The organism is Aeromonas sp. QDB23, from assembly GCF_027707745.1.
Taxonomy (GTDB): domain Bacteria; phylum Pseudomonadota; class Gammaproteobacteria; order Enterobacterales; family Aeromonadaceae; genus Aeromonas; species Aeromonas allosaccharophila.
The window spans coordinates 13,331-33,957 of sequence record NZ_JAPCJA010000027.1 but is presented as its reverse complement, the minus strand read 5'-3'; the positions used below and the strand labels follow the sequence as shown (position 1 = coordinate 33,957).

24 protein-coding genes are annotated in these 20,627 nt (G+C 60.4%); 15 read left to right on the top strand and 9 right to left on the bottom strand.

Translation table 11 applies throughout. The annotated features are described in order from the left end of the window. Positions 1 to 55: 55 nt before the first annotated feature. Positions 56 to 646, top strand: coding sequence for a hypothetical protein (locus tag PG888_RS12885; RefSeq protein WP_075113157.1), 591 nt, complete (start codon positions 56 to 58; stop codon positions 644 to 646). A gap of 54 nt (positions 647 to 700) precedes the next feature. Here PG888_RS12885 and PG888_RS12880 read toward each other — a convergent pair whose 3' ends face one another. The 3 genes from PG888_RS12880 to cutA form a co-directional block, all read right to left on the bottom strand. Further along, the gene (locus tag PG888_RS12880; protein ID WP_040068021.1) at positions 701 to 1,114 is read right to left on the bottom strand and encodes a hypothetical protein; all 414 of its coding nucleotides are present in this window, start codon (positions 1,112 to 1,114) and stop codon (positions 701 to 703) included. Between the two features lie 131 nt (positions 1,115 to 1,245). Then, positions 1,246 to 3,036 (bottom strand): protein-disulfide reductase DsbD, encoded by a 1,791-nt coding sequence (locus PG888_RS12875; protein WP_075113158.1) that lies wholly within the window; start codon positions 3,034 to 3,036, stop codon positions 1,246 to 1,248. Continuing rightward, complete coding sequence (gene cutA / locus PG888_RS12870; RefSeq protein WP_075113159.1) at positions 3,033 to 3,350, bottom strand: divalent-cation tolerance protein CutA; 318 nt, start codon at positions 3,348 to 3,350, stop codon at positions 3,033 to 3,035. Before cutA ends, PG888_RS12875 begins: the two co-directional genes overlap by 4 nt. 243 nt (positions 3,351 to 3,593) lie before the next feature. Between cutA and PG888_RS12865 the strand changes: the two genes are divergently transcribed. Then, entirely contained in the window at positions 3,594 to 3,950 is a 357-nt protein-coding gene (locus tag PG888_RS12865; protein WP_075113160.1) for a hypothetical protein, read from the top strand. Positions 3,951 to 4,112: 162 nt separating this feature from the next. On the opposite strand, the gene PG888_RS12860 is transcribed toward PG888_RS12865, so the two are convergent. Continuing rightward, a complete protein-coding gene (locus tag PG888_RS12860; protein WP_075113161.1) occupies positions 4,113 to 4,559 on the bottom strand; it encodes a PACE efflux transporter in 447 nt (148 codons plus the stop codon). A gap of 125 nt (positions 4,560 to 4,684) precedes the next feature. Between PG888_RS12860 and PG888_RS12855 the strand changes: the two genes are divergently transcribed. Next, positions 4,685 to 5,566: a LysR family transcriptional regulator gene (locus PG888_RS12855; RefSeq protein ID WP_270693496.1), complete on the top strand. Its 882-nt coding sequence runs from the start codon at positions 4,685 to 4,687 to the stop codon at positions 5,564 to 5,566. Positions 5,567 to 5,572: 6 nt separating this feature from the next. Here PG888_RS12855 and ygfZ read toward each other — a convergent pair whose 3' ends face one another. Beyond that, positions 5,573 to 6,481 (bottom strand): tRNA-modifying protein YgfZ, encoded by a 909-nt coding sequence (gene ygfZ, locus PG888_RS12850; protein WP_075113163.1) that lies wholly within the window; start codon positions 6,479 to 6,481, stop codon positions 5,573 to 5,575. A 111-nt stretch (positions 6,482 to 6,592) separates the two neighbouring features. Here ygfZ and PG888_RS12845 point away from each other — a divergent pair, with 111 nt between their 5' ends. Both PG888_RS12845 and PG888_RS12840 read left to right on the top strand, forming a co-directional pair. After that, positions 6,593 to 6,862, top strand: coding sequence for an FAD assembly factor SdhE (locus PG888_RS12845; RefSeq protein WP_270693495.1), 270 nt, complete (start codon positions 6,593 to 6,595; stop codon positions 6,860 to 6,862). Positions 6,863 to 6,881: 19 nt separating this feature from the next. Next, positions 6,882 to 7,274: a protein YgfX gene (locus PG888_RS12840; RefSeq protein ID WP_075113174.1), complete on the top strand. Its 393-nt coding sequence runs from the start codon at positions 6,882 to 6,884 to the stop codon at positions 7,272 to 7,274. A 154-nt stretch (positions 7,275 to 7,428) separates the two neighbouring features. Here the strand turns inward: PG888_RS12840 and nadB are convergent, their stop codons facing one another. Further along, positions 7,429 to 9,036 carry an L-aspartate oxidase gene (gene nadB, locus PG888_RS12835; protein ID WP_042062095.1) on the bottom strand — a complete coding sequence of 536 codons (1,608 nt, stop codon included), beginning with the start codon at positions 9,034 to 9,036 and terminating at the stop codon, positions 7,429 to 7,431. Positions 9,037 to 9,218: 182 nt separating this feature from the next. Between nadB and rpoE the strand changes: the two genes are divergently transcribed. From rpoE to pdxJ, 10 genes are all read left to right on the top strand, one after another. Beyond that, positions 9,219 to 9,800, top strand: a complete 582-nt coding sequence (gene rpoE / locus PG888_RS12830; protein WP_042062096.1) for an RNA polymerase sigma factor RpoE — start codon at positions 9,219 to 9,221, stop codon at positions 9,798 to 9,800. Between the two features lie 22 nt (positions 9,801 to 9,822). After that, positions 9,823 to 10,425, top strand: coding sequence for an RseA family anti-sigma factor (locus PG888_RS12825; RefSeq protein ID WP_270693494.1), 603 nt, complete (start codon positions 9,823 to 9,825; stop codon positions 10,423 to 10,425). A 21-nt stretch (positions 10,426 to 10,446) separates the two neighbouring features. Next, the gene (locus PG888_RS12820) at positions 10,447 to 11,427 is read left to right on the top strand and encodes a MucB/RseB C-terminal domain-containing protein (protein ID WP_042657248.1); all 981 of its coding nucleotides are present in this window, start codon (positions 10,447 to 10,449) and stop codon (positions 11,425 to 11,427) included. 100 nt (positions 11,428 to 11,527) lie between these two features. Beyond that, complete coding sequence (locus tag PG888_RS12815) at positions 11,528 to 11,989, top strand: SoxR reducing system RseC family protein (RefSeq protein ID WP_270693509.1); 462 nt, start codon at positions 11,528 to 11,530, stop codon at positions 11,987 to 11,989. Between the two features lie 116 nt (positions 11,990 to 12,105). Then, positions 12,106 to 13,899, top strand: coding sequence for a translation elongation factor 4 (gene lepA, locus PG888_RS12810; RefSeq protein ID WP_042062101.1), 1,794 nt, complete (start codon positions 12,106 to 12,108; stop codon positions 13,897 to 13,899). A gap of 6 nt (positions 13,900 to 13,905) precedes the next feature. Beyond that, a complete protein-coding gene (gene lepB, locus PG888_RS12805; RefSeq protein ID WP_042062102.1) occupies positions 13,906 to 14,829 on the top strand; it encodes a signal peptidase I in 924 nt (307 codons plus the stop codon). After that, positions 14,830 to 15,501: a ribonuclease III gene (gene rnc, locus PG888_RS12800; protein WP_042062103.1), complete on the top strand. Its 672-nt coding sequence runs from the start codon at positions 14,830 to 14,832 to the stop codon at positions 15,499 to 15,501. It begins immediately after the preceding gene. Next, positions 15,498 to 16,397: a GTPase Era gene (era, locus tag PG888_RS12795; protein WP_075113165.1), complete on the top strand. Its 900-nt coding sequence runs from the start codon at positions 15,498 to 15,500 to the stop codon at positions 16,395 to 16,397. Before rnc ends, era begins: the two co-directional genes overlap by 4 nt. Beyond that, a complete protein-coding gene (gene recO, locus PG888_RS12790) occupies positions 16,398 to 17,105 on the top strand; it encodes a DNA repair protein RecO (protein WP_033136291.1) in 708 nt (235 codons plus the stop codon). It begins immediately after the preceding gene. 140 nt (positions 17,106 to 17,245) lie between these two features. Continuing rightward, on the top strand, positions 17,246 to 17,983 hold the full coding sequence (gene pdxJ, locus PG888_RS12785; RefSeq protein ID WP_075113166.1) for a pyridoxine 5'-phosphate synthase: 738 nt from the start codon (positions 17,246 to 17,248) through the stop codon (positions 17,981 to 17,983). 119 nt (positions 17,984 to 18,102) lie between these two features. Here pdxJ and PG888_RS12780 read toward each other — a convergent pair whose 3' ends face one another. Genes PG888_RS12780 through agaF form a run of 3 tightly spaced genes read right to left on the bottom strand, consistent with a single transcriptional unit; the run spans position 18,103 to position 20,588 of the window. Next, the gene (locus PG888_RS12780; RefSeq protein WP_058053246.1) at positions 18,103 to 18,957 is read right to left on the bottom strand and encodes a tagatose bisphosphate family class II aldolase; all 855 of its coding nucleotides are present in this window, start codon (positions 18,955 to 18,957) and stop codon (positions 18,103 to 18,105) included. After that, positions 18,948 to 20,147 (bottom strand): N-acetylglucosamine-6-phosphate deacetylase, encoded by a 1,200-nt coding sequence (gene nagA / locus PG888_RS12775; protein WP_075113167.1) that lies wholly within the window; start codon positions 20,145 to 20,147, stop codon positions 18,948 to 18,950. Before nagA ends, PG888_RS12780 begins: the two co-directional genes overlap by 10 nt. Further along, entirely contained in the window at positions 20,148 to 20,588 is a 441-nt protein-coding gene (agaF, locus tag PG888_RS12770) for a PTS galactosamine/N-acetylgalactosamine transporter subunit IIA (protein WP_075113168.1), read from the bottom strand. Positions 20,589 to 20,627 lie beyond the last annotated feature (39 nt).

Genomic DNA, 20,627 nt, shown 5'->3' with positions numbered 1-20,627 from the left:
CTTGTCGGAATACTTGCCGAAAAAGGGCCGAGGACGGAGAGATAGGAGGGCCGAGATGGAGATGAATGTGGTCGCGTCAGGCGGGCTCAGCCCGCTGGCGCAACGGCAGGGATCTCTCGCTGCGCAGGCACCGGAGAGGGCCACGCCGTCGTCATCGACAGGCAGCGACAGCCGGATGGTGCGCGACCTTGGTGCTGTGCTGGACGAGCTGGGGCTGTCGCCGAAAGGGGCGGATGGCGGCGGGAGCAGTGCTTCAATCAGGGATTCGCTGGAAGCGTTCATCAACACCATGATGGGCTCCTTGCAACAGCAGCAAGAGCAACAGCTGGCATTGCAGCAACAACAGCGGCAAGAGCAGGAACAGCGCAAACTCGCCATCGATGACAGTAGCGAGAACCCGCTCAAGCGGGATCTGGATCGCCTGCTGGAGACGCTGGATCAACAGGGCGGACAGGGAAAAGAGAGCGAGCAAGGAGCCGAGATCGAAGCGGTGAACCCCTTGCAGAGCCAGCTGACCAAGCTGCTGGAGAGCAGCGGTGCGGCAGAGCGCGGGGTCACCCTCAAGGAGGTGCTGTCGGGGTTGGCCAGCAAGCTGCCGAGTGAACCCGCCGAGCGAAAAGGGTATCGGGTCGATACCCAGGTCTGAGCTGGTTGGCAACGGCAGGAGAGTCGTTGCAGAGCATAAGGGGCGGGAAGCGCTTTATTGGGCCGGTTCCGCCAGCCGCCAGCCCTGTTCGTCCTTCATCATCCACACCTCTGCCTCTTGCGGCAGCACCTGACCTGCCTCGAACTCGCCATATTTGCGCTCGAGCTCCATCAGTCCCATCTCCTGCTGGAAGGGGCCAACCCGGTCGTATACCAGATCCTCGTCGTGCAACACCTGCAACTGATCGAGCCCCTGCTTGAAGTGAAGCTGGTAACTCACCTTGACCAGATAGACCCCCTCCATCCGCTCCTCCTTGCCGAGGATGGTGAAGTCGCTGATTTCGAACAGGTTGGCATCTGTCTCGGCCAGCAACCTGGCGGTAACTTGGCTCCGGATATCCTCTTCACCGGGCCCTGCACTGCAGCCATAAAGCCAGAGGGCTAGCAGGGGGATGAACCACTTTTTCATCAAAACTCCGGACGGGCGAGACAATCGAAGGGCAAATTTTGCCATGCTGCCGGTCATATACAAGGGATTGCCAGAAAAATCAGCACGTAACGCATAAGGTGGCCCCTGTCTGCTGACAAGGGCGCCACTGGTCAGCGTAGCTGATCAAGCTTGCCTAGAAACTCGGTCGGCCCCATAAAACCGGTGACCCGCTGGCCTGTCAGCTCCTTGCCCTCGCGGTCGAAGAAGATGAGGGTCGGTAACCCCAGCACGTTGAGGCTGTTGAGCAGTTCGATATCGGCATCGTCATTGGCGGTGACATCTGCCTGCAGTAGCACCATCTGGCTGAAGCGCTCCCGCACCGCGGGGTCGCTGAAGGTCTTGTGTTCGAACTCCTTGCAGGCGACGCACCAGTCGGCGTAGAGGTCGAGCAGCACCGGCTTGCCGCGGGCGGCGGCCAGCTGCACCTTGAGATCATCCAGGGTCTTGATGCGGACAAACTGCGGCGCCGTTTGACTGGCATCCGCCGTGACGGCAGCAGGGGCGGCCGGTTGCAGCAGATCCTTGCCCACCACCACGGCACTGATCATCGCCAGCAACAGCACGAAACCGCGCACACTTTTGGCTACCGAGTGGGGCTGGTGCTGGTTGTGGTGATAGAGGTAGCCGCACAGCAGCAGCCCCCAGCCGAGCCAGGCGAGAGTAGCAATCTGATCGCTCCAGAGCCGTGACAGCAGCAGGATGGGCACCGCCAGCAGGGCAAAGCCAAACAACTGCTTGATCACGTCCATCCAGGCGCCTGCCTTGGGCAGCAGCTTGCCCCCCGAGGTGCCGAGCAGCAGCAGCGGCAGCCCCATGCCGAGCGACAGCGCATAGAGCGCCGCGCCGCCGAGCCAGAGATCGCCGCTCTGGGCCACGTAGATCAGCGCCCCCGAGAGCGGCGCCGTGGTGCAGGGGGAGCAGACCAGCCCGGAGATCATCCCCATGATGGCGACCCCTGCTACCGAGCCGCCCTGCTGGCGGTTGGATAGACCGGAGAGGCGGGTTTGCAAACTGCTCGGCAGTTGCAGGGTGTAGAGCCCGAACATGGAGAGGGCCAGCAGCACGAACATCACCGATAGGCCGATCAGCACATAGGGGTGTTGTAGCGCCGCCTGGAATTTCAAGCCCGCCGAGGCCACTACCAACCCCAGCAAGGTGTAGGTGACCGCCATCCCCTGCACATAGACCAGGGAGAGCAGAAAGGCGCGGCCGGTGGAGAGGTGATGACCGGCGCCGGCGATGATGCCGGTCAGGATCGGGTACATGGGGAAGACGCAGGGGGTAAATGCGAGCCCCAGCCCCAGCGCGAAGAAGGCGACGATGCTGAGCCAGAACCCCTGATGGCCAAGGGCTGCCGCCAGCTGATCCTGCTGACTCACAGGTGCGACGCTTTGTGCCGTTTCGGTAGTGGAGGCTGTGGTTGCCGTGACCAGCGGGGTCACATCGATCAGCTTGTCGGTCGGCGGGTAGCAGAGGCCGTCGGTGCAGCCCTGATAGCGCACCCGCAGGGTGGCGCCGTCGCCCACTTCTTTTAGCGGTACCGCGATGCTTACCTGCTGGTAGTAGACCCGGGTCTTGCCGAAGAAGTCATCCTCGTGCTCGGTGCCTTCCGGCAGGGTCGGCTCGCTGAAGGTGAGGTTGTTCCCCTTGAAGCGCAGGCTGTGGCGATAGAGATAGTAATCGTCGGCGATGTGGAGGGTCAGCAGCAGCTGATCCCCGCGCTGTTCGCTCTCGATCTGAAAGGCCTCATCGACCTGCAAAAATTTGGGTTTGGCATTGGCCTCAATGCCCAGCGAGCTGAGCAGGTCGGCGCCGCTGGCGTAGGCCGAGGGGCTGCCTGCCGCTGTCATCAGCAGGGCACAGAGCAGCAACAGGGGAGAGAGCAAGCGGGCGAATGTCATGCGGTCTCCCCATTCAGCCAGTCGAGATAGGCGGGCAGTCCGGCACTCACCGGCAGGGCCAGCAGCTCGGGCACCTCATAGGGGTGATGGGCTTGAATGCATGCCTGCAGCTCGGTAAAGCGCGACTGGCGGGATTTGATGATGAGCTGAATTTCGGTGGCGCGCTCCACCTTGCCTTGCCAGCGATAGACGGAGGTGACGCCCGGCAGCTGATTGATGCAGGCGGCCAACCGCTGGTTCAGCAGCTGTTCGCAGAGAAGGTCGGCACTGGTTTGATCTGGGCAGGTGCAGAGCACCACAATGGCGTCGGTCATAAAGCGGATCTTCACCTCGTTGGGGTAAACCGGGAGGCGCCCTTGCCGTGTCATCCCTGTCTTGCGGATGAAGGTGAAAAAGCGCCCGAAAATCAGCGGCTACTATACCCCAGAGCCGCTTCAAATAGCATCTGTAGCCATTTGTGAGCCAGCGCCAAAAATTAGTGGGGGGCATGAGATAGACGCTGTCATGGGGACAGGGCAGAATGAGCGGGCTTGTTCCCAATTGACGTAAGGAAATGTATGACCCAACAGAATGAGCAGCAGAGAAACCGCATGTTGAGCCTGCTGCGCGAAGGTGAGCGCCGCATGTTGGTTCAATTGGCCGGGCTGCTGCGCACGACCGCCGATGAAATCAATGCCGAGCTGGAGAAAGAGGAGCTGATGGCCACCTTGGAGCAGCCTATCACGGTGGAGTATCTCAACGGCGTGGTGCAGCACCATCTGTTCGAGCGTAAACACAAGGGCGATATGGCGGTTGCCCAGCAGATCCTGAGCGATTATCAGAGCGAACTGGAAGCGCTGCAGGCCGCCCAGGCGCAGCCTGAAGAGGCTGCCGTTGCCGACGAGAGCGGCGAAGAGTTCAAGGCCCAGGCATGAGTGACGGGCAGGTCTGAATCCTTACTTCTGAATCAGCCGGCCTGCCCCCGCTAATCCCTCTCTCGGCCCCATCATGTCTGCCATGATGGGGCCGTGTCGTTTCTTCTGTTGCCTGCCCTTGTTGGCTTTCACTTTCCGGTTCCGGCCCACCCGATTCGCGCCTTAGCGGGCACCTTGCGGCATGCCGTGCGGCACTTCGCGGGGAATGGGGAAGATCTTGTCGTAGCTCAGGTTGTAGACGAAGGCATAAATCAGATAGAAGATCGCAAAGCCGAGATCCAGGAAGAAAGCCTCCAGCAGTGTAATGCCAAGCCACAAAGACATGATTGGCATGGCGGCCAGCAATAACCCCCCCTCGAAACCAATCGCATGGATCACCCGTTGCCACATGCTCTTGTGGGTATGGCCCTGCAACTTCAGCAGCAGCTTGTCGACGCCGACGTTGTAGATGTAGTTCCAGACCGTGGCAAGGAGCGAGAAAAAGATCGCCAGCGGTCCCATGTGGCTGAGATGAATGCCGGTCGCCCAGCTGGCCAGTGGGGCGGCGATGAACAGGCCGATCAATTCAAAGCCGATAGCATGGCGCAGTCGATCGTTACGGGTACGCATAAGTCACTCTCTCAATCAGGTTCATTCACGAATTGCAGGTTAATCTATAGAACTTTCGCGATAGATTCATGTTGGTATCCATCGCTAAAATAGATGGATTAGACGACTTGCCGGAGGGCCATAGGATGATGCCATCACTGGAACAACTGAGGATCTTGCTGGCCTCTGCCGAAACCGGCTCTTTTTCCGCCGCCGCCCGCAAACTGGGCAAGGCGCAGTCGGTGGTGAGCAGCGCCATCGCCAATCTGGAGATCGACTTGGCGCTCACCCTGTTTGACCGCAGCGGCCGCTATCCGCAGCTGACGGAGGCGGGCGCTCGCATGGTGCAGGAGGCGGGGATCCTGCTGGCGCAGAGTGAACGGTTGCAATCCATTGCCGGAGAGCTGGCGGCAGGTGTGGAGACGCGCCTCACCCTGGCCATCGATGATGACTCCCACCTTCCCTGGCTTGGCACCCTGCTGGAGGAGTTTGCCACCCGCTACCCGAGCGTAGAGCTGGAGCTGCTCTTCCCGTTGATGGAGGATGTGACCGAGATGCTGGTGACCGGCCGGGCCCAGCTCGGTATCAGCTACCAGAAGGTGCACCCCCAGCGGGAGATCGTCGCCCGTTCGCTGGGGGAGGTGACCATGCCGCTGGTGGTATCACCGGATCATCCGCTGGCCCGCAAGCAGCCGCTGCGGGAGGTCGACCTGCAGGGGGCACGCCAGCTGATGGTGACCGGCCGACGGGAAGGGAGCGAGCGTCAGCGTTTTCGCATCTCGGCTCAGGTGTGGTGGGTCGAGGGGGATCTCGGGGTGCTGGAGCTGGTCAAGCGGGGCCTCGGCTGGTCCGCCATTCCGGCATTTCTGCTGCATCAGCCGCTGAAGCGGTGCGAAGTGGTGGTTCTGGAGCCGGACTTTATCGCCAGCCACGCGCTGGCGCTGGAGCTGCAGTGGCATCGCGCCCGCCCGCTGGGGCAGGCGGGGCGCTGGCTGAAGGAGGCACTGCTGGCGCGTGTGCCTCGCTAGCCGACCTTACTCGGTCAAGGCATAAGGCAGGGGTTGCAGGGTGAGGCGGGAGCCTTCGTCCTGCTTGAGGCGGAATTGGGCGTCAGCCTCGGTATCTTTCGGCAGCACGGCGGTGAGCCACACCTGCCCAGCCTGTTGCCAGGCGTTGAGCACCATGCCGCTGCGGCGCCAGTTGTCACCCAATTTCAGCTCAAGGGTATCGCCGCTGGCGACCGGCTCGCCGGTGGTGCCCGCCAGCAAGAACAGGGCGCGATTGTTGGCGCCGCGATACTTGGCGCGGGCCACCGTCTCCTGCCCCATGTAGCAACCCTTGTTGAAGCAGATGCCATCCAGCGCCTGCAGGTTAAGCATCTGCGGGATGAACTCCCCCTGATGCACTGCTTCCATGTGCGGCAGACCCGCCTTGATCTCGAGCCCCCACCAGAGTGACTCGTCACCCTGTGGCAGGGAATCGGCTTGTTGGTTGCTCACCAGCAGCCAGCGATCCTGTTCGATTTTCACCGCCATGCCGCCGTCGATAAGGCCGCTCTGCTCAAGGCCAAACTGCGCGGCGATCCACGCATCGCTGCCCGTACCGGCAATTCCGGTGGCGTGGCGTTCATCGGCGGCGATCTCGACCTTGGAGAAGACGGCAAATTTCTTCAGCTCCGGCAGCTGGCGCTCCAGCACCGACGGGCTGGTCAGCAGCAGCAGGCTGTCCTCGAGGCAGAGCAGGCGGAAATTGCTCCACAGCTTGCCCTTGGGATCACAGTGGCCACCCGGGGTCTGTTGCCCCGGTTGCAGGGCGTTGACATCACAGGTGACCTGACCTTGCAGATATTTGACGCGATCCTGGCCGCTGATACGGGTGATGGCCAGCTTGGTCAGGGGGAAGCGGGTCGGCTCGGCAGGAAAAACAGGTGGTTGCAGGCTCACGATGGTATTCCAGAGAGAAAGTATGTGAGCTGCATGGTAAAGACGTAACTAATGTTTGTCAGCCGGAAAATCCAGCTGGTACCATCCCCCGGTCTTTGTAAGGAGAGTGCCATGTTGAGCCCAGTTGAAAAATCCCGCCTGAAGTGGGCCTGCCGTCGCGGCATGCTCGAGCTGGATGTGATCTTTATGCCCTTTTTCGAACACGAGTTCGACTCCCTGAGTGACGCCGATCAGCAGACCTTTATCCGCCTGCTGGCGAGCGACGATCCGGATCTGTTCAAATGGTGCATGGGTCATGGTGTCCCTGCCGATCCCGCATTTGCCGCCATGATCCCGATGATCCTGGAGCGCAATCAGGCGCGCCACGACCGCCAGGAGTAATACCGTGGAGCGGGTGATCATGACGGTTCACCCCTCCCGCCATCAGCAATGTTTGCTGGTGGCCCTCTTTCTGTTGCTGCTCTGGCCGGTGGCGGGCCTGATTGCCGGTTGGCAGTGGGCGCTGTTGCTACCCGTCTGGTTGGCGGCGCTCTGGCTGAGCTGGCGCTCCCTCGCCGAGCCCCCGTTCGAGCTTATCTGGGATGGCCAGTGGCTGCAGTGGCAAGGTCGCCGCTATCAGCTCGGCAAGAAAAGCCGTATTCTGCCCGGCGTGCTCAGGCTGGCGCTTTGCCCCGAGCCGCAAGAGAGTGAATCAGTGTCGCCACGGCAACTGTGGCTCTTCTCCGATGCCCTTCCCCCTGAACATTACCGCCTGCTGGCGCGAGCCATCCACTTTCTGCCGTCCCGGCGCTGACGCCTGCTTCCCGTGATGACCATGCGCTGATTTATCGTGATAAGCCGCTGCCATGTGGCTGGCTACACTCTTTTTGTTGCTGAAAAGCGGTTGAAAACAAGTGACCCCGCCGGGGCGGGGTCACTGATAGCTGCAATGCTTGGCGGGAAGGGGGTTAATCCCGCTCCGGGGTCAGCACGGTCGGTTTGGAGTCCGGCAACATATCCGGATGATCCAGGTTGTAGTGCAGGCCGCGGGACTCCTTGCGCTGCAGGGCGCAGTTGACGATAAGCTCGGCCACCTGCAGCAGGTTGCGCAGCTCCAGCAGGTTGTTGGAGACGCGGAAGTTGGCGTAGTACTCCTGCACCTCCTGCTTGAGCAGGTCGATGCGGCGCTTGGCGCGGGCCAGGCGTTTGTTGGTACGCACGATTCCCACATAGTCCCACATCATCAACCGCAGCTCGTGCCAGTTGTGCTGGATCACCACCAGTTCGTCAGAATCTTCCACCTTGCTCTCGTCCCATACCGGCAGGTGCGGCGGCTCCACGCTCATCGGCAGCTTGGCCAGAATGTCAGCCCCCGCCTGATGGGCATAGACCACGCATTCCAGCAGGGAGTTGGAGGCCATCCGGTTGGCACCATGCAGACCGGTATAGGTCACTTCGCCGATGGCGTAGAGGCCGGGGATATCGGTCTGGCCGTTGTTATCGATCATCACGCCGCCGCAGGTGTAGTGAGCGGCAGGGACGATGGGCATCGGCTCTTTGGTGATGTCGATACCGACCGCGAGGCAACGCTCGTAGATGGTCGGGAAGTGCTTGATGATGAAATCGGCCGGTTTGTGGCTGATATCCAGATACATGCAATCCGCCCCGAGCCGCTTCATCTCGTGGTCGATGGCGCGGGCGACGATATCGCGCGGTGCCAGCTCGGCCCGCTCGTCAAACTCCGGCATAAAGCGGCTGCCGTCGGGGCGGCGCAGATAGGCCCCCTCGCCACGCAGCGCTTCGGTCAGCAGGAAGTTGGGATCATCCGGGTGGAACAGGCTGGTGGGGTGGAACTGGTTGAACTCCAGGTTCGCCACTCGGCAGCCAGCCCGCCATGCCATGGCGATACCATCGCCAGAGCTCACATCCGGGTTGGAGGTGTACTGGTAGACCTTGGAGGCGCCACCGGTGGCCAGTGCCACGAAACGGGCACGGATCACCTCGACCTGCTCGGCGTTGCGGTTCCAGACGTAGGCGCCCAACACCTTGTTGCCTGGCAGGTTGAGCTTGCGGGTGGTGATGAGGTCGACCGCGTTGAAGCGCTCCATCAGCTGGATATTGGGGTGGGCACGGACCTGATCGATCAGGGTGAGCTGCACCGCCTTGCCGGTGGCGTCGGCCGCGTGGAAGATGCGGCGATGGCTGTGGCCCCCTTCGCGGGTCAGGTGATAGTGGGATTCACCGTCGGCGTTCTCCTCCTGATCGAAGGGGACCCCTTGCTGAATGAGCCACTGGATCGATTCGCGGGCGTGGCGAGCGGTGAACTCCACCACTGCCGGGTCACACAACCCGGCGCCCGCGTTGAGCGTGTCGCTCACGTGGGATTCGATGCTGTCGGTTTCGTCGAAAACGGCAGCGATGCCTCCTTGCGCATAGAAAGTGGCCCCTTCACTGATGGGCCCCTTGCTCAGAACCAGGACTTTGGCGTGGTCTGCCAATCGCAACGCGAGGGACAGACCAGCGGCACCGCTGCCAATGATCAGTACATCGCAAAGGTATTCAACACTTGCTTTCATAAGTATCATTGGCCTGGATTAAGAACTGGCACCATGGTAGCCCAAGCGAGGGCGAGGATGCAGCCTGCATCACATTTTTTTCAATTGAAGCGAACTTTCTCTGATTCTCCCTGTCTGAACTTGTGCGCTTAGGAAGGGCCGGAAAAGAAGAACGATAACCTGATGGGGGTTTTACGGCTCTGATGAGCGACCAGAATCTACTGGACGAACAGCTGGTTGAACGGGTCCAGCGCGGCGATAAAGCAGCTTTCAACCTGTTGGTAAAAAAATACCAGCAAAAGGTGGTCAACCTGGTTGCCAGGTATGTCAACAATCCCGGTGATGTGCCCGATGTGGCGCAAGAGGCCTTCATAAAAGCCTACCGTGCATTGCCGACATTCCGTGGCGAAAGTGCTTTTTATACCTGGTTGTACCGAATTGCCGTGAACACGGCGAAGAATTATCTGACCTCCCAGGGGCGCAGGCCGCCCAGCAGTGATGTGGAGGCTGACGAAGCGGAGTCTTATGGTGGTGGTGAAGCCTTGCAAGAGGTCTCAACCCCCGAAAACCTGGCGTTGACCGACGAGATCAAGCGCACGGTGTTTTCAGCCATAGAGGCATTGCCGGAAGACCTGAGGACAGCTATCACCCTTCGCGAACTGGAAGGGCTGAGCTACGAAGAGATTGCCGAAATCATGGATTGCCCAGTGGGTACGGTCAGATCCCGTATCTTCCGGGCGAGGGAAGCAATCGATAAAAAGCTGCAACCTCTGATCGAGAATTAACTGGGGAAAGACGGGTTAACTTATGGCAAATAAAGAGCAAATCTCTGCCCTGATGGATGGTGACCTGATTGACGCAGAGGTACTGAACGAGCTGGAGATGGACTCCGACTTGCAAGATACCTGGGGTCGTTACCACCTGATCGGCGATGCCATGCGGGGTGACCTGCCGGTCAATCTGCAACTGGATCTCAGTGACAGCATCATGGCTGCGCTGGAGGATGAGCCCACCATACTGGCACCCAAGCCGGTTGAGGTTCCGCCCGTACTGCAACCTGTCGTTGCACCGGTCAAGAGCGATTCCAATGTGGTTCCGTTGTTCCGCCGGGTCGGTCAGCAACTGGGTCAATATGCGATCGCCGCTTCCGTTGCTGCTGCCGTCATCTTCGGGGTGCAGCAGTATCAGGGACAGGATGGCGTACCGGCCAATCCGGTGCTCAATACCATTCCTATCGGTGGCAGTGCGGCGCCGGTGAGTGTTCACTATCCGCAACAGGATGGCGCCCGTGCCCGTCAGCAAGGGCTGACCGAACAGCAGATGCAGGAGCAGCGGGAGCGGATCAACGCCTTCCTGCGTGACCACCAGTTGCAGCAGCGCCTGTTGCAAGACAGACAGATCCAACAATAACGAATTGTCAGGGATACAAACGTGCGCCAGTCCAGCCGTATTTTGCTGGCCTCTCTCCTGCTGATCAGTGCCAAGGCCTCGGCCGACGATAAGTCGGCCGAGGCCTTGTTGCAGCAGATGCAGAGTGCCGTGCAGCAACAGAATTTCGAGTTGTCCATGGTCAAGGCCCGTCAGGGGCGTCTTGAACCGATCCGGATCAGCCATGCCGTGATCAACGGCAAGGAAGTGGCCCACCTCAGTTACCTCGATGGCAAGGCGATCGAGTATCTCCAGCGCCAGAACGAATACACCTTCTTTGAAAACAGCCACGATCCCTACACCCTGAAGGATGCCCGCTTCCCCGGCATCTGGTCGACCCTGGTGAAGATGCCGCTGGCGCAGGTGCTGGAGAGCTATGATCCGGTGCTGGCCGGTCGCAGCCGGGTCGCCGGTGTGGTGGCGCAGGTGGTTAGGCTGGTGCCTAAAGAGGCCGACAAATATGGTTTCGTGCTCTGGATTGACGAGCAGAGCCACCTGCTGCTGCGGATCGACATGGTCGAGCGGGAAGGCAATCTGGTGGAGCAGGTGCTCGGCGTCGAGCTGGATCTGCAGAGCAAACCGGCCCCCTGGCTGGTGAAGCTGGCCAACAGCAAGCAGCCTCCTGCGTTGGCGCTGGAGGATGCCTATCCGGCGCCGCAGCAGGCGCTGAACTGGCAGATCACCTGGCTGCCCGATGGCTTCAAGGTGCTGTCGCAAGACCGGCACCAGCTGGTGACCACCAGTATGCCGGTGGATTACATGATGCTCTCCGACGGGCTGGTGGATCTCTCTGTCTATGTCTCCCGGGTGGATCCCAAGCAGGCGGTGCGCCAGCAGCTGATCCGCCAGGGCGCGACCTCGCTGGTGAGCTATGTCAACGAGGTTGGCGTCGAGATCACTGTGGTGGGCGAGGTGCCTGCCGAAACCGCCAAGCGCATCGCCGAGTCGGTCCAGCCGCTGGCCCGCAACGAGGCCGTGCAGTGAGTCCATGTTCTGGGCTGACAGTGGTGCCCAGCTTGCCGCAGACTGCAAGTCGTGTTCAGATCCTGCCAATGCATGAGCACGAGGTGTTGCCGTGAACGAGATGAGTGAAGAGCTGGCGACCGTGGTGGCCATTGAGGGTGACCATGCCTGGGTGGAGTGTGAACGGCGCTCCGCCTGCAGTGGCTGCCAGCAGCAATCCGGTTGCGGTACCGGCACAGTGGCCAAGGCATTTCCCCTGAAGGCCCCCCGCTTGCGGGTCAGGCTGACCGCAGAGGTGCGGATTGGTCAACAAGTGAGGCTCGGCATCCCGCAGGCGAGTCTGCTGCGCGGCGCGGCGCTGGTCTATGTGCTGCCGCTGTTCTGCTTGCTGGTGGGCGCCCTGTTGGGGCAGCTCTGGCTGGTGCCGCTGCTCTCGGGCGGAGAGGGGATCACCATTCTCTGCTGTCTGCTGGGGGGCGTGCTGGGCTTTTTACTGGTTCGTTACTTTTCCAACCGCCTGGATCAGGGGCGCTACGGCCCGCAGATGCTTGGCGTGGTAGTTCCTGTCCGCATCCTCCCCTGACCGAACAGGCGCTATTTCACTGGCGCTGGCGACTAAAGAATGGCCGTCAGCCGGGTTATCCAGTAAAATCGCGCCTCCATAACTGACCTTAACCAATTTTGAGTGACTCTTGCTCGATGAAACACATTCGTAACTTTTCGATTATTGCGCACATCGACCACGGTAAATCGACCCTGTCGGACCGTCTGATCCAGACTTGCGGTGGCTTGTCCGACCGCGAGATGCAGGCTCAGGTGCTTGACTCCATGGATCTGGAGCGCGAGCGCGGCATTACCATCAAAGCACAGAGTGTGACCCTGAACTACCAGGCACAAGACGGTAACACCTACCAGCTGAACTTTATCGACACCCCGGGCCATGTGGATTTCTCCTACGAGGTCTCCCGCTCTTTGGCGGCCTGTGAAGGGGCGCTGCTGGTGGTGGATGCCGGCCAGGGGGTTGAGGCACAGACTCTGGCCAACTGCTACACCGCCATGGAAATGGAGCTGGAAGTGGTGCCGGTGCTGAACAAGATTGACCTGCCGGCCGCAGAACCCGAGCGGGTTGCCGAGGAGATCGAAGATATCGTCGGCATCGATGCGATGGACGCGGTACGCTGCTCCGCCAAGACCGGCCTCGGTGTCGATCTGGTGCTGGAAGAGATCGTTGCCCGCATCCCGGCACCGGAAGGTGATCCGGATGCCCCGCTGCAGGCGTTGATCATCGACTCCTGGTTCGACTCCTATCTGGGCGTCGTTTCGCTGGTGCGGGTCAAGAACGGTTCGCTGAAGAAGAACGACAAGATCAAGGTGATGAGTACCGGCCAGGTATGGGGTGTCGATCGTATCGGTATCTTCACGCCCAAGCAGGTGGATACCCAGGGTCTGGGTTGCGGCGAGGTAGGTTGGGTTGTCTGCGGTATCAAGGACATCCACGGCGCGCCGGTGGGCGATACCCTGACTCAGGCCAAGAACGGTGCCGACAAGGCGCTGGCCGGTTTCAAGAAGGTGAAGCCGCAGGTCTATGCCGGTCTGTTCCCCATCTCCAGCGATGACTACGAGTCGTTCCGTGACGCCCTCGACAAGCTGTCGCTCAACGATGCCTCCCTGTTCTTCGAACCGGAGAGCTCCACTGCGCTGGGCTTCGGCTTCCGTTGCGGCTTCCTCGGCATGCTGCACATGGAGATCATTCAGGAGCGTCTGGAGCGGGAATACGATCTGGATCTGATCACCACGGCGCCGACCGTGGTCTATGAAATCGAGCTGAACAACGGCGAGACCATCCACATCGACAGCCCGGCGGCGATGCCTGCGGTCAACAATATCAAAGAGATGCGTGAGCCGATCGCCGAGTGCCATATTCTGCTGCCGCAGGAGTACATGGGCAACGTGATCACCCTCTGTATCGAGAAGCGTGGCGTGCAGACCAACATGGTCTATCACGGCAAGCAGGTGGCACTGACCTATGAAATCCCGATGGCAGAAGTGGTGCTGGACTTCTTCGACCGCCTGAAATCCACCAGTCGCGGTTACGCCTCGCTGGATTACGGCTTCAAGCGCTTCGAAACCTCTGACATGGTCCGTCTGGACATCATGATCAACGGTGAGCGCGTCGATGCGCTGGCCATCATCACCCACAAGGAGAACGCCCAGTATCGCGGTCGCCAGGTGGTAGAGAAGATGCGCGAGCTGATCCCGCGCCAGATGTTCGATATCGCTATTCAGGCCTCCATCGGCAACCAGATCATCGCCCGCAGTACCGTCAAGGCGCTGCGTAAAGACGTGACCGCCAAGTGCTACGGTGGTGACGTGAGCCGGAAGAAAAAGCTGCTGAACAAGCAGAAAGAAGGTAAGAAGCGGATGAAGTCTGTCGGCCGTGTAGACGTGCCGCAGGAAGCCTTCCTCGCGATTCTCCACGTCGGAAAGGACTAATAATAGATGGCAAGCACGTTTTCCCTGATCCTGGTGGTGGTCTGCGCGATCACCGGTATTATCTGGTGTCTGGACAAGATGATTTGGTCCAAGCAGCGCGCCGCCAAGATTGCCGTGGCTCGTGCCCATGGCGGTGCCCACCTGGATGAGAAGACCCTGGCCAAGGTTGCTCCCGTGCCGGTCTGGATTGAACAGACCGCCGGGGTCTTCCCGGTCATCACCTTTGTGCTGATCCTGCGTTCGTTCATCTTTGAACCGTTCCAGATCCCGTCAGGTTCCATGATGCCCACCCTGCTGGTGGGCGACTTCATCCTGGTGGAAAAATTTGCCTACGGTCTGCGGGACCCGGTGACCAACACCAAGTTTCTCGAGACCGGCGAGCCCCAGCGTGGCGACGTGGTGGTGTTCAAGTATCCCCTTGAACCGCGCGTTGACTACATCAAGCGGGTGGTCGGCATGCCGGGTGATCGGGTTATCTATCGCAACAAGGAGCTGATGATCCGGCCCAAGTGCGAGGAGCAGGAAGGGAAAACGTGCCCGGGCTTCAAGAAGCTCGACGTCAAGTTTGAACAAAGAGGCGAATTTACCCAGATGGGGATCCCCCTTGACCGCTATACCGAGCAGTTGGGTGATGTCTCCCATGAGACCCTGCGCAATCCGCTGATGCCCGACATGGTTGGCCGTTACTATCGCCAGCCCGGCACCTACCCCGACGAGTGGGTGGTACCGGAAGGCCAGTATTTCGTGATGGGCGATAACCGCGACAACAGCACCGACAGCCGTTTCTGGGGCTTTGTGCCCGAGCAGAATCTGGTCGGCAAGGCGGTCGCTATCTGGATAAGTTTTGAATTCGAGCGCGAAGAAGGCTCCCTGCTACCAAGTTGGGTACCGACAGGTGTGCGCTTCAACCGCATTGGCGGAATCAAGTAAATGAATATCAAGATGAACAGACTGCAGTCCCGTCTCGGGCATGTCTTTCAGGATCAGGAACTGCTGACCCGGGCGCTGACTCACCGCAGCGCTGGTTCCCGTCACAATGAGCGACTGGAATTTCTGGGTGACTCCATTTTGAGTCTGGTGATTGCCGATGATCTGTTCCACCGCTTCCCGCAAGCGGCGGAAGGGGATCTCAGCCGGATGCGCGCCACTCTGGTGCGCGAGAAGACCCTGGCCGAACTGGGCCGGGAGTTTGACCTTGGGGATCACCTGATCCTCGGCCCCGGCGAGCTCAAGAGCGGCGGTTTTCGCCGCGAATCCATTCTGGCCGACACGGTCGAGGCGGTGATCGGTGCCGTCTATCTGGATACCAATCTTGAGACGGTGCGGACGCTGCTGCTGAGCTGGTACGCCAGCCGCCTGGATGAGATCAAGCCAGGCATCGAGCAGAAAGATCCCAAGACCCGTCTGCAAGAAATTTTGCAGGGAAGCCGCAAATCCCTGCCGACCTACACCGTGACCAACGTCAAGGGTGAGGCCCACAACCAGGAGTTCACCGTCCAGTGTGACGTGGAAGGTCTGGATGGTCCGATCAAAGGGGTCGGCACCAGCCGCCGCAAGGCCGAACAGGCCGCAGCGCAGCAAGCATTGGAAAAACTGTCATGACAGATACTACCTACTGCGGCTTTGTCGCCATCGTGGGCCGCCCGAATGTGGGCAAGTCCACCCTGCTCAACAAGCTGCTTGGCCAGAAGGTCAGCATCACCTCGAAGAAGCCCCAGACTACCCGTCACCGGATTTTGGGGATCGACACCGAGGAGAACCATCAGACCATCTATGTGGATACCCCGGGTCTGCACATCGAAGAGAAACGGGCCATCAACCGCCTGATGAACCGTGCCGCCACCAGTTCGCTGGGTGATGTGGCCATGGTGGTGTTCATGGTCGATGGTACCCACTGGACCAAAGATGACGAGATGGTGCTCGGCAAGCTGCGCCATCTCAAGTGCCCTGTGGTGCTGGCGGTCAACAAGATCGACAACGTCAAAGAGAAAGAAGATCTGCTGCCACACCTCGAGTGGCTGGGCCAGCAGATGAACTTTGCCCATATCCTGCCCATCAGTGCCGAGAAGGGCACCAATGTGGAGAAGATCCGCGAGTGGGCCAAGGATCTGCTGCCAGAGAACAACTTCTTCTTCCCGGAAGATTACGTGACCGACCGTTCCTCCCGCTTTATGGCCTCCGAGATCATCCGCGAGAAGCTGATGCGCTTCACCGGTGAGGAGCTGCCCTACTCGGTGACGGTGGAGATCGAACGCTTCAAGGTGGAAGAGAACGGCCTCTACCACATCCACGGCCTGATCCTGGTGGAGCGCGATGGTCAGAAGAAGATGGTCATCGGCAACAAGGGCGAGAAGATCAAGACCATCGGCACCGAAGCGCGCCTCGACATGGAACGGCTGTTCCAGAACAAGGTGCACCTCGAGCTGTGGGTCAAGGTCAAATCCGGCTGGGCTGATGACGAGCGCGCCCTGCGCAGTCTCGGGTATGGTGATGACTGATTGCTGAGCCCGGCTTTCGTCATCCACAGTCGGCCCTATCGGGAGACCAGCCAGCTGGTCGAGGTCTTCACCCAGGATAGTGGCCGCTTTACCCTGGTGGCTCGCGGTTCTCGCGGGCCACGCTCCCCCCTCAAGGGGCTGCTGCAACCCTTTACCCTGCTCACCATCGCCTGGCGCGGCAAGGGCGATCTCAAGAACCTCACCCAGGTCGAATGTCCCGACCACTCCCTGCGTCTCGGCGGCGATCGCCTCTTCTACGGCCTCTATCTCAACGAGCTGGTCTACTACCTGCTGGAAGCCCACACCCCGTTCCCCGAAGTGTTCGACGCCTATGCCCGTGCCATCATGGCGCTGGCCGACGGCGAGACGCCGGAGCTGCCGTTGCGTCGCTTCGAGTTCCTGCTGCTGCAGGCGCTGGGCTATGCGGTGGATTTCGAATACACGGCGGACGATGAGTCGCCCATCGAGCCGACCCTGCTCTATGGCTTCGAGCGTGAATTGGGCTTTGTCGCTTGCGAGCGGGCGCCGGATCCCCGTACCCTGTTTCTCGGTGCCCACCTGCTCGCCTTTGCCGAGGGACGTTTCGATACCCCTCCCTTGCTGCAGGCGGCCAAACGTTTCAGCCGACTGGCGCTGCAACCCTATCTGGGCAAGCGCCAGTTAAAGAGCCGGGAGCTGTTTTTAAAACGCCGCAATAGCTTGGGTTAACCGTCCTGCGGCGTTACCCGGCACGGTAAGAATGTTACCTACGTCCGATTACGCTGCGCTAATCGAACCTACGAGCTGATATATGGATATCCGCGTGGTAGCCGCGCAGTCAACAGATGAAGAGTTTCAAGGAGTTCTCAATGAGTGAAATCTATCTGGGTGTGAACATCGACCATATCGCCACCCTGCGCAACGCTCGGGGCACCCAGTATCCCGATCCGGTGCAGGCCGCTTTTGTTGCCGAGCAGGCCGGGGCCGATGGCATCACCGTGCATCTGCGTGAAGATCGCCGCCACATCACCGACCGCGATGTGGAGATCCTGCGCCAGACCATCCAGACCAGAATGAACCTGGAGATGGCGGTGACTGAAGAGATGATCGGCATCGCCTGCCGCATCAAGCCCCACTTCGTCTGTCTGGTGCCGGAGAAGCGCACCGAAGTGACCACCGAGGGCGGTCTGGACGTGGCCGGTCAGCTGGCCAAGGTGACCGACGCCGTGACCCGCCTTTCTGCTGTGGGTGCCCAGGTTTCGCTCTTTATCGATGCCGATCCCATCCAGATTGATGCGGCTGCCGAGAGTGGCGCTCCCTTTATCGAGATCCACACCGGCCGTTACGCCGATGCTACCACGGATGCCGAGCGCAACGCCGAGTTCAAGCGCATCGCCGCTGGCGCTTCCTATGCCGCTGGCAAGGGTTTGAAGGTCAATGCCGGCCACGGCCTGCATTATCACAACGTCAAGGCCATCGCCGCCATCCCCGAGCTCTATGAGCTCAACATCGGCCACGCCATCATCGGCCGTGCCGCTTTCGACGGTCTGGCCAAGGCCGTGAGCGACATGCGCCTGTTGATGCAGGAAGCCCGTCAGGGGATCTGATCCGCTGGATAGGTCAGGGGCCTGATAAAGGTCGCCAAAACAACAAGGGACGCCACGGCGTCCTTTGTTGTTTTTAGCTGAACCAAGTCAATCACAGCATGGCGAGTCGACTCTCGTGATCACAGCTTTCCATCGCTCATACACATGCGGATTTTCGCTTCGACCACCTCTTCCATGGCGGCCATGGCGGGCACCAGATACTGGCGTGGGTCGCTGGCATCGGGGTGACTACCAAGGAAGGCTTTCATCGCATCGGCGAAGGCGATCTTCAGTTCGGTCGCAACGTTGACTTTGCAGATCCCGAGTTCGATGCAGCGGCGCACATCGGCTTCCGGCACACCGGAGGCACCGTGCAGAACCAGCGGAATATCCACCTGCTCGCGGATCGCAGCGAGGCGGGCGAAGTCGAGGCGGGGCTCCTCCTTATAGAGGCCGTGGGCGGTACCGATGGCAACGGCCAGCGAGTCGATACCGGTGCGGCGGACAAACTCGGCCGCCTTGAGCGGATCGGTAAATTTGGCATTTGCGGCATCGACAATGAGGTCATCTTCCTGGCCGCCCAGCTGGCCCAGTTCGGCTTCAACGCTGGCGCCCATGCGATGGCAGAAAGTGACCACGCTGTGCACCTTTTCAATGTTCTCTTCAAACGGAAAGTGCGAGGCATCGATCATGGCCGAGCGAATACCCGCTTCGACCTTGCTGTGGATGTCCTGCTCGTCTTCGTGGTGATCCAGATGCAGCACCAGCGGGATGCGGTACTCATGGGCGGCGGCCTGACAGATGGAGACCAGATATTCGACCCCGGCATGGCGATAGGTACCCGGAGTGCCAGCCAAAATCACCGGAGAGCGCATGCGAGCGGCGGTGCGGGCTACCACCTGGACGGTTTCCAGGTTGTGGATGTTGAAAGCCGGTACAGCGTAGCCGCGGCGCTGAGCATCTTTGAGCATTTCATGGGAAGAGATCAGATACATAGTGACTCCTGAGCGTCCTGATTGACGCGAGATCCTGAGAAAAGGGAGGAGAGCTGGGTCGGGTTTATCTCCCGGCCTGCCATCCAGATGTGTTGTTGATTGAGTTCAGTCGTGAGGGCGAGCAGGTTGGCCTGTTTGCCAACTGCCAGCGAGCCGAGGCGATCGGCAATGCCGAGTATCTTTGCCGGGGCCAGTGAGGCCATCCGGATGGCATCGGCAAGAGGGATACCTGCCAAATTGACCATGTTGCGCACGGCATCTAGCAACGTAAGGGTGCTACCGGCCAGGCCACCGGCCTCGGTGCGAACCACCCCCTCTTTCATTTCGACCCGATAGTTGCCGAGCAGATAGTGACCATCTGGCATACCGGCGGCACGCATCGCATCCGTAATAAGGAGCAGGCGCTCACCGGCGCAGCAGTGGCAGAGTTTGAGCACGCTCGGGTGGACATGATGACCATCGGCGATCAGCTCCAACCAGGCATCGGGATGGACCAGACCCGCACCCACCATGCCGGGCTCGCGGTGGTGCAGACCTCGCATGCCGTTGAAGCAGTGCACCAGCCCGGAAGCGCCCGCTGCCAGCGCAGCCATAGTAGTGTCGTGATCCGCCGCCGAGTGGCCCAGCATCACCCGCACGCCGTTTGCGGCGAGATGGCGAATAGCCGTGATGGCATTGGGCTTTTCTGGTGCCAGCGCGACCACTTTCAGGGTGCCTCGAGCCAGCTGTTGCAGATGGTTCAACTCGGACACATCCAGCTCCCGAAACAGCGCTTGATCGTGGGCGCCCTTGTTGTCCGGAGTGAAGTAGGGTCCTTCCAGATAGCAGCCGAGCAGCTCGGCGCCCGGCATGCCGCGGGCAACGCCATCGGCAATGCGAGCAAGGGCTTGTTCTATCTCGGGGAGCGGTGCGGTGACCGTGGTGGCGAGAAATGCGCCGACCCCTTCTGCTGCCTTGGCCATCGACAAGGTTGCCAATGCGTTACCATCGCTATCCATGACATCGACGCCAGCTCCGCCGTGGACATGACCATCGATCAGGGCTGGTACCAGCAGATCGACATCCCGCACCGGATCGCCATCAATGATGGGTGCGATGGCGGTGATGATGCCCCCTTCATGGGTCAGCTCCTGATGTTCCAGCCAACCCTGTTCGGTCAGCAGGCGACGGGCACGGATCCGTGAGGCCATTTAAATGCCCTCCTCGACGAGAGCGGTATCAGCATGGCGCTCTTTGCTCATCTCATCCGCCAGCGAGGTGAGACCCCGATGGCCGCAATCAAGTGCTTGCCGGCGGAATTCATGGGCGTTGAGGCCATCGCGCTCCAGTACCATTTCCAGCAGTAACTGCAGGTTGGTACCGGTAACGACTTCCCGATTGGTTTGGCGTAATGCCAGAGTCGAGGCGACCCGAAACGGGGTGCCACCGAGCAGGTCGGTCAGGAAGACCACGCCATCCCCCTTGTCGATCTCTGCCAGCGCCGCTTCGCACTGCGCCTGCAGCAGGGCGGTGGTGGAGCTCTCGGGAAAGTCGATGGCGATAACCGCTTCCTGCTCGCCGAGGATCTGCAGCATGGCGCGCTCCAGACCGCTGGCGAAACCGCCGTGACCACAAATGATGATGCCCAACATAGTCTGTTCCTTTACTGCAAAGGGGGCCGGCTTGCTACC

Coding starts and splice junctions, on each gene's coding strand:
- PG888_RS12885 (WP_075113157.1), top strand. CDS start 56: ATGGAGATGAATGTGGTCGCGTCAGGCGGGCTCAGCCCGCTGGCGCAA.
- PG888_RS12880 (WP_040068021.1), bottom strand. CDS start 1,114: ATGAAAAAGTGGTTCATCCCCCTGCTAGCCCTCTGGCTTTATGGCTGC.
- PG888_RS12875 (WP_075113158.1), bottom strand. CDS start 3,036: ATGACATTCGCCCGCTTGCTCTCTCCCCTGTTGCTGCTCTGTGCCCTG.
- cutA (WP_075113159.1), bottom strand. CDS start 3,350: ATGACCGACGCCATTGTGGTGCTCTGCACCTGCCCAGATCAAACCAGT.
- PG888_RS12865 (WP_075113160.1), top strand. CDS start 3,594: ATGACCCAACAGAATGAGCAGCAGAGAAACCGCATGTTGAGCCTGCTG.
- PG888_RS12860 (WP_075113161.1), bottom strand. CDS start 4,559: ATGCGTACCCGTAACGATCGACTGCGCCATGCTATCGGCTTTGAATTG.
- PG888_RS12855 (WP_270693496.1), top strand. CDS start 4,685: ATGATGCCATCACTGGAACAACTGAGGATCTTGCTGGCCTCTGCCGAA.
- PG888_RS12845 (WP_270693495.1), top strand. CDS start 6,593: ATGTTGAGCCCAGTTGAAAAATCCCGCCTGAAGTGGGCCTGCCGTCGC.
- PG888_RS12840 (WP_075113174.1), top strand. CDS start 6,882: ATGACGGTTCACCCCTCCCGCCATCAGCAATGTTTGCTGGTGGCCCTC.
- nadB (WP_042062095.1), bottom strand. CDS start 9,036: ATGAAAGCAAGTGTTGAATACCTTTGCGATGTACTGATCATTGGCAGC.
- rpoE (WP_042062096.1), top strand. CDS start 9,219: ATGAGCGACCAGAATCTACTGGACGAACAGCTGGTTGAACGGGTCCAG.
- PG888_RS12825 (WP_270693494.1), top strand. CDS start 9,823: ATGGCAAATAAAGAGCAAATCTCTGCCCTGATGGATGGTGACCTGATT.
- PG888_RS12815 (WP_270693509.1), top strand. CDS start 11,528: ATGAGTGAAGAGCTGGCGACCGTGGTGGCCATTGAGGGTGACCATGCC.
- lepA (WP_042062101.1), top strand. CDS start 12,106: ATGAAACACATTCGTAACTTTTCGATTATTGCGCACATCGACCACGGT.
- lepB (WP_042062102.1), top strand. CDS start 13,906: ATGGCAAGCACGTTTTCCCTGATCCTGGTGGTGGTCTGCGCGATCACC.
- rnc (WP_042062103.1), top strand. CDS start 14,830: ATGAATATCAAGATGAACAGACTGCAGTCCCGTCTCGGGCATGTCTTT.
- era (WP_075113165.1), top strand. CDS start 15,498: ATGACAGATACTACCTACTGCGGCTTTGTCGCCATCGTGGGCCGCCCG.
- pdxJ (WP_075113166.1), top strand. CDS start 17,246: ATGAGTGAAATCTATCTGGGTGTGAACATCGACCATATCGCCACCCTG.
- PG888_RS12780 (WP_058053246.1), bottom strand. CDS start 18,957: ATGTATCTGATCTCTTCCCATGAAATGCTCAAAGATGCTCAGCGCCGC.
- nagA (WP_075113167.1), bottom strand. CDS start 20,147: ATGGCCTCACGGATCCGTGCCCGTCGCCTGCTGACCGAACAGGGTTGG.
- agaF (WP_075113168.1), bottom strand. CDS start 20,588: ATGTTGGGCATCATCATTTGTGGTCACGGCGGTTTCGCCAGCGGTCTG.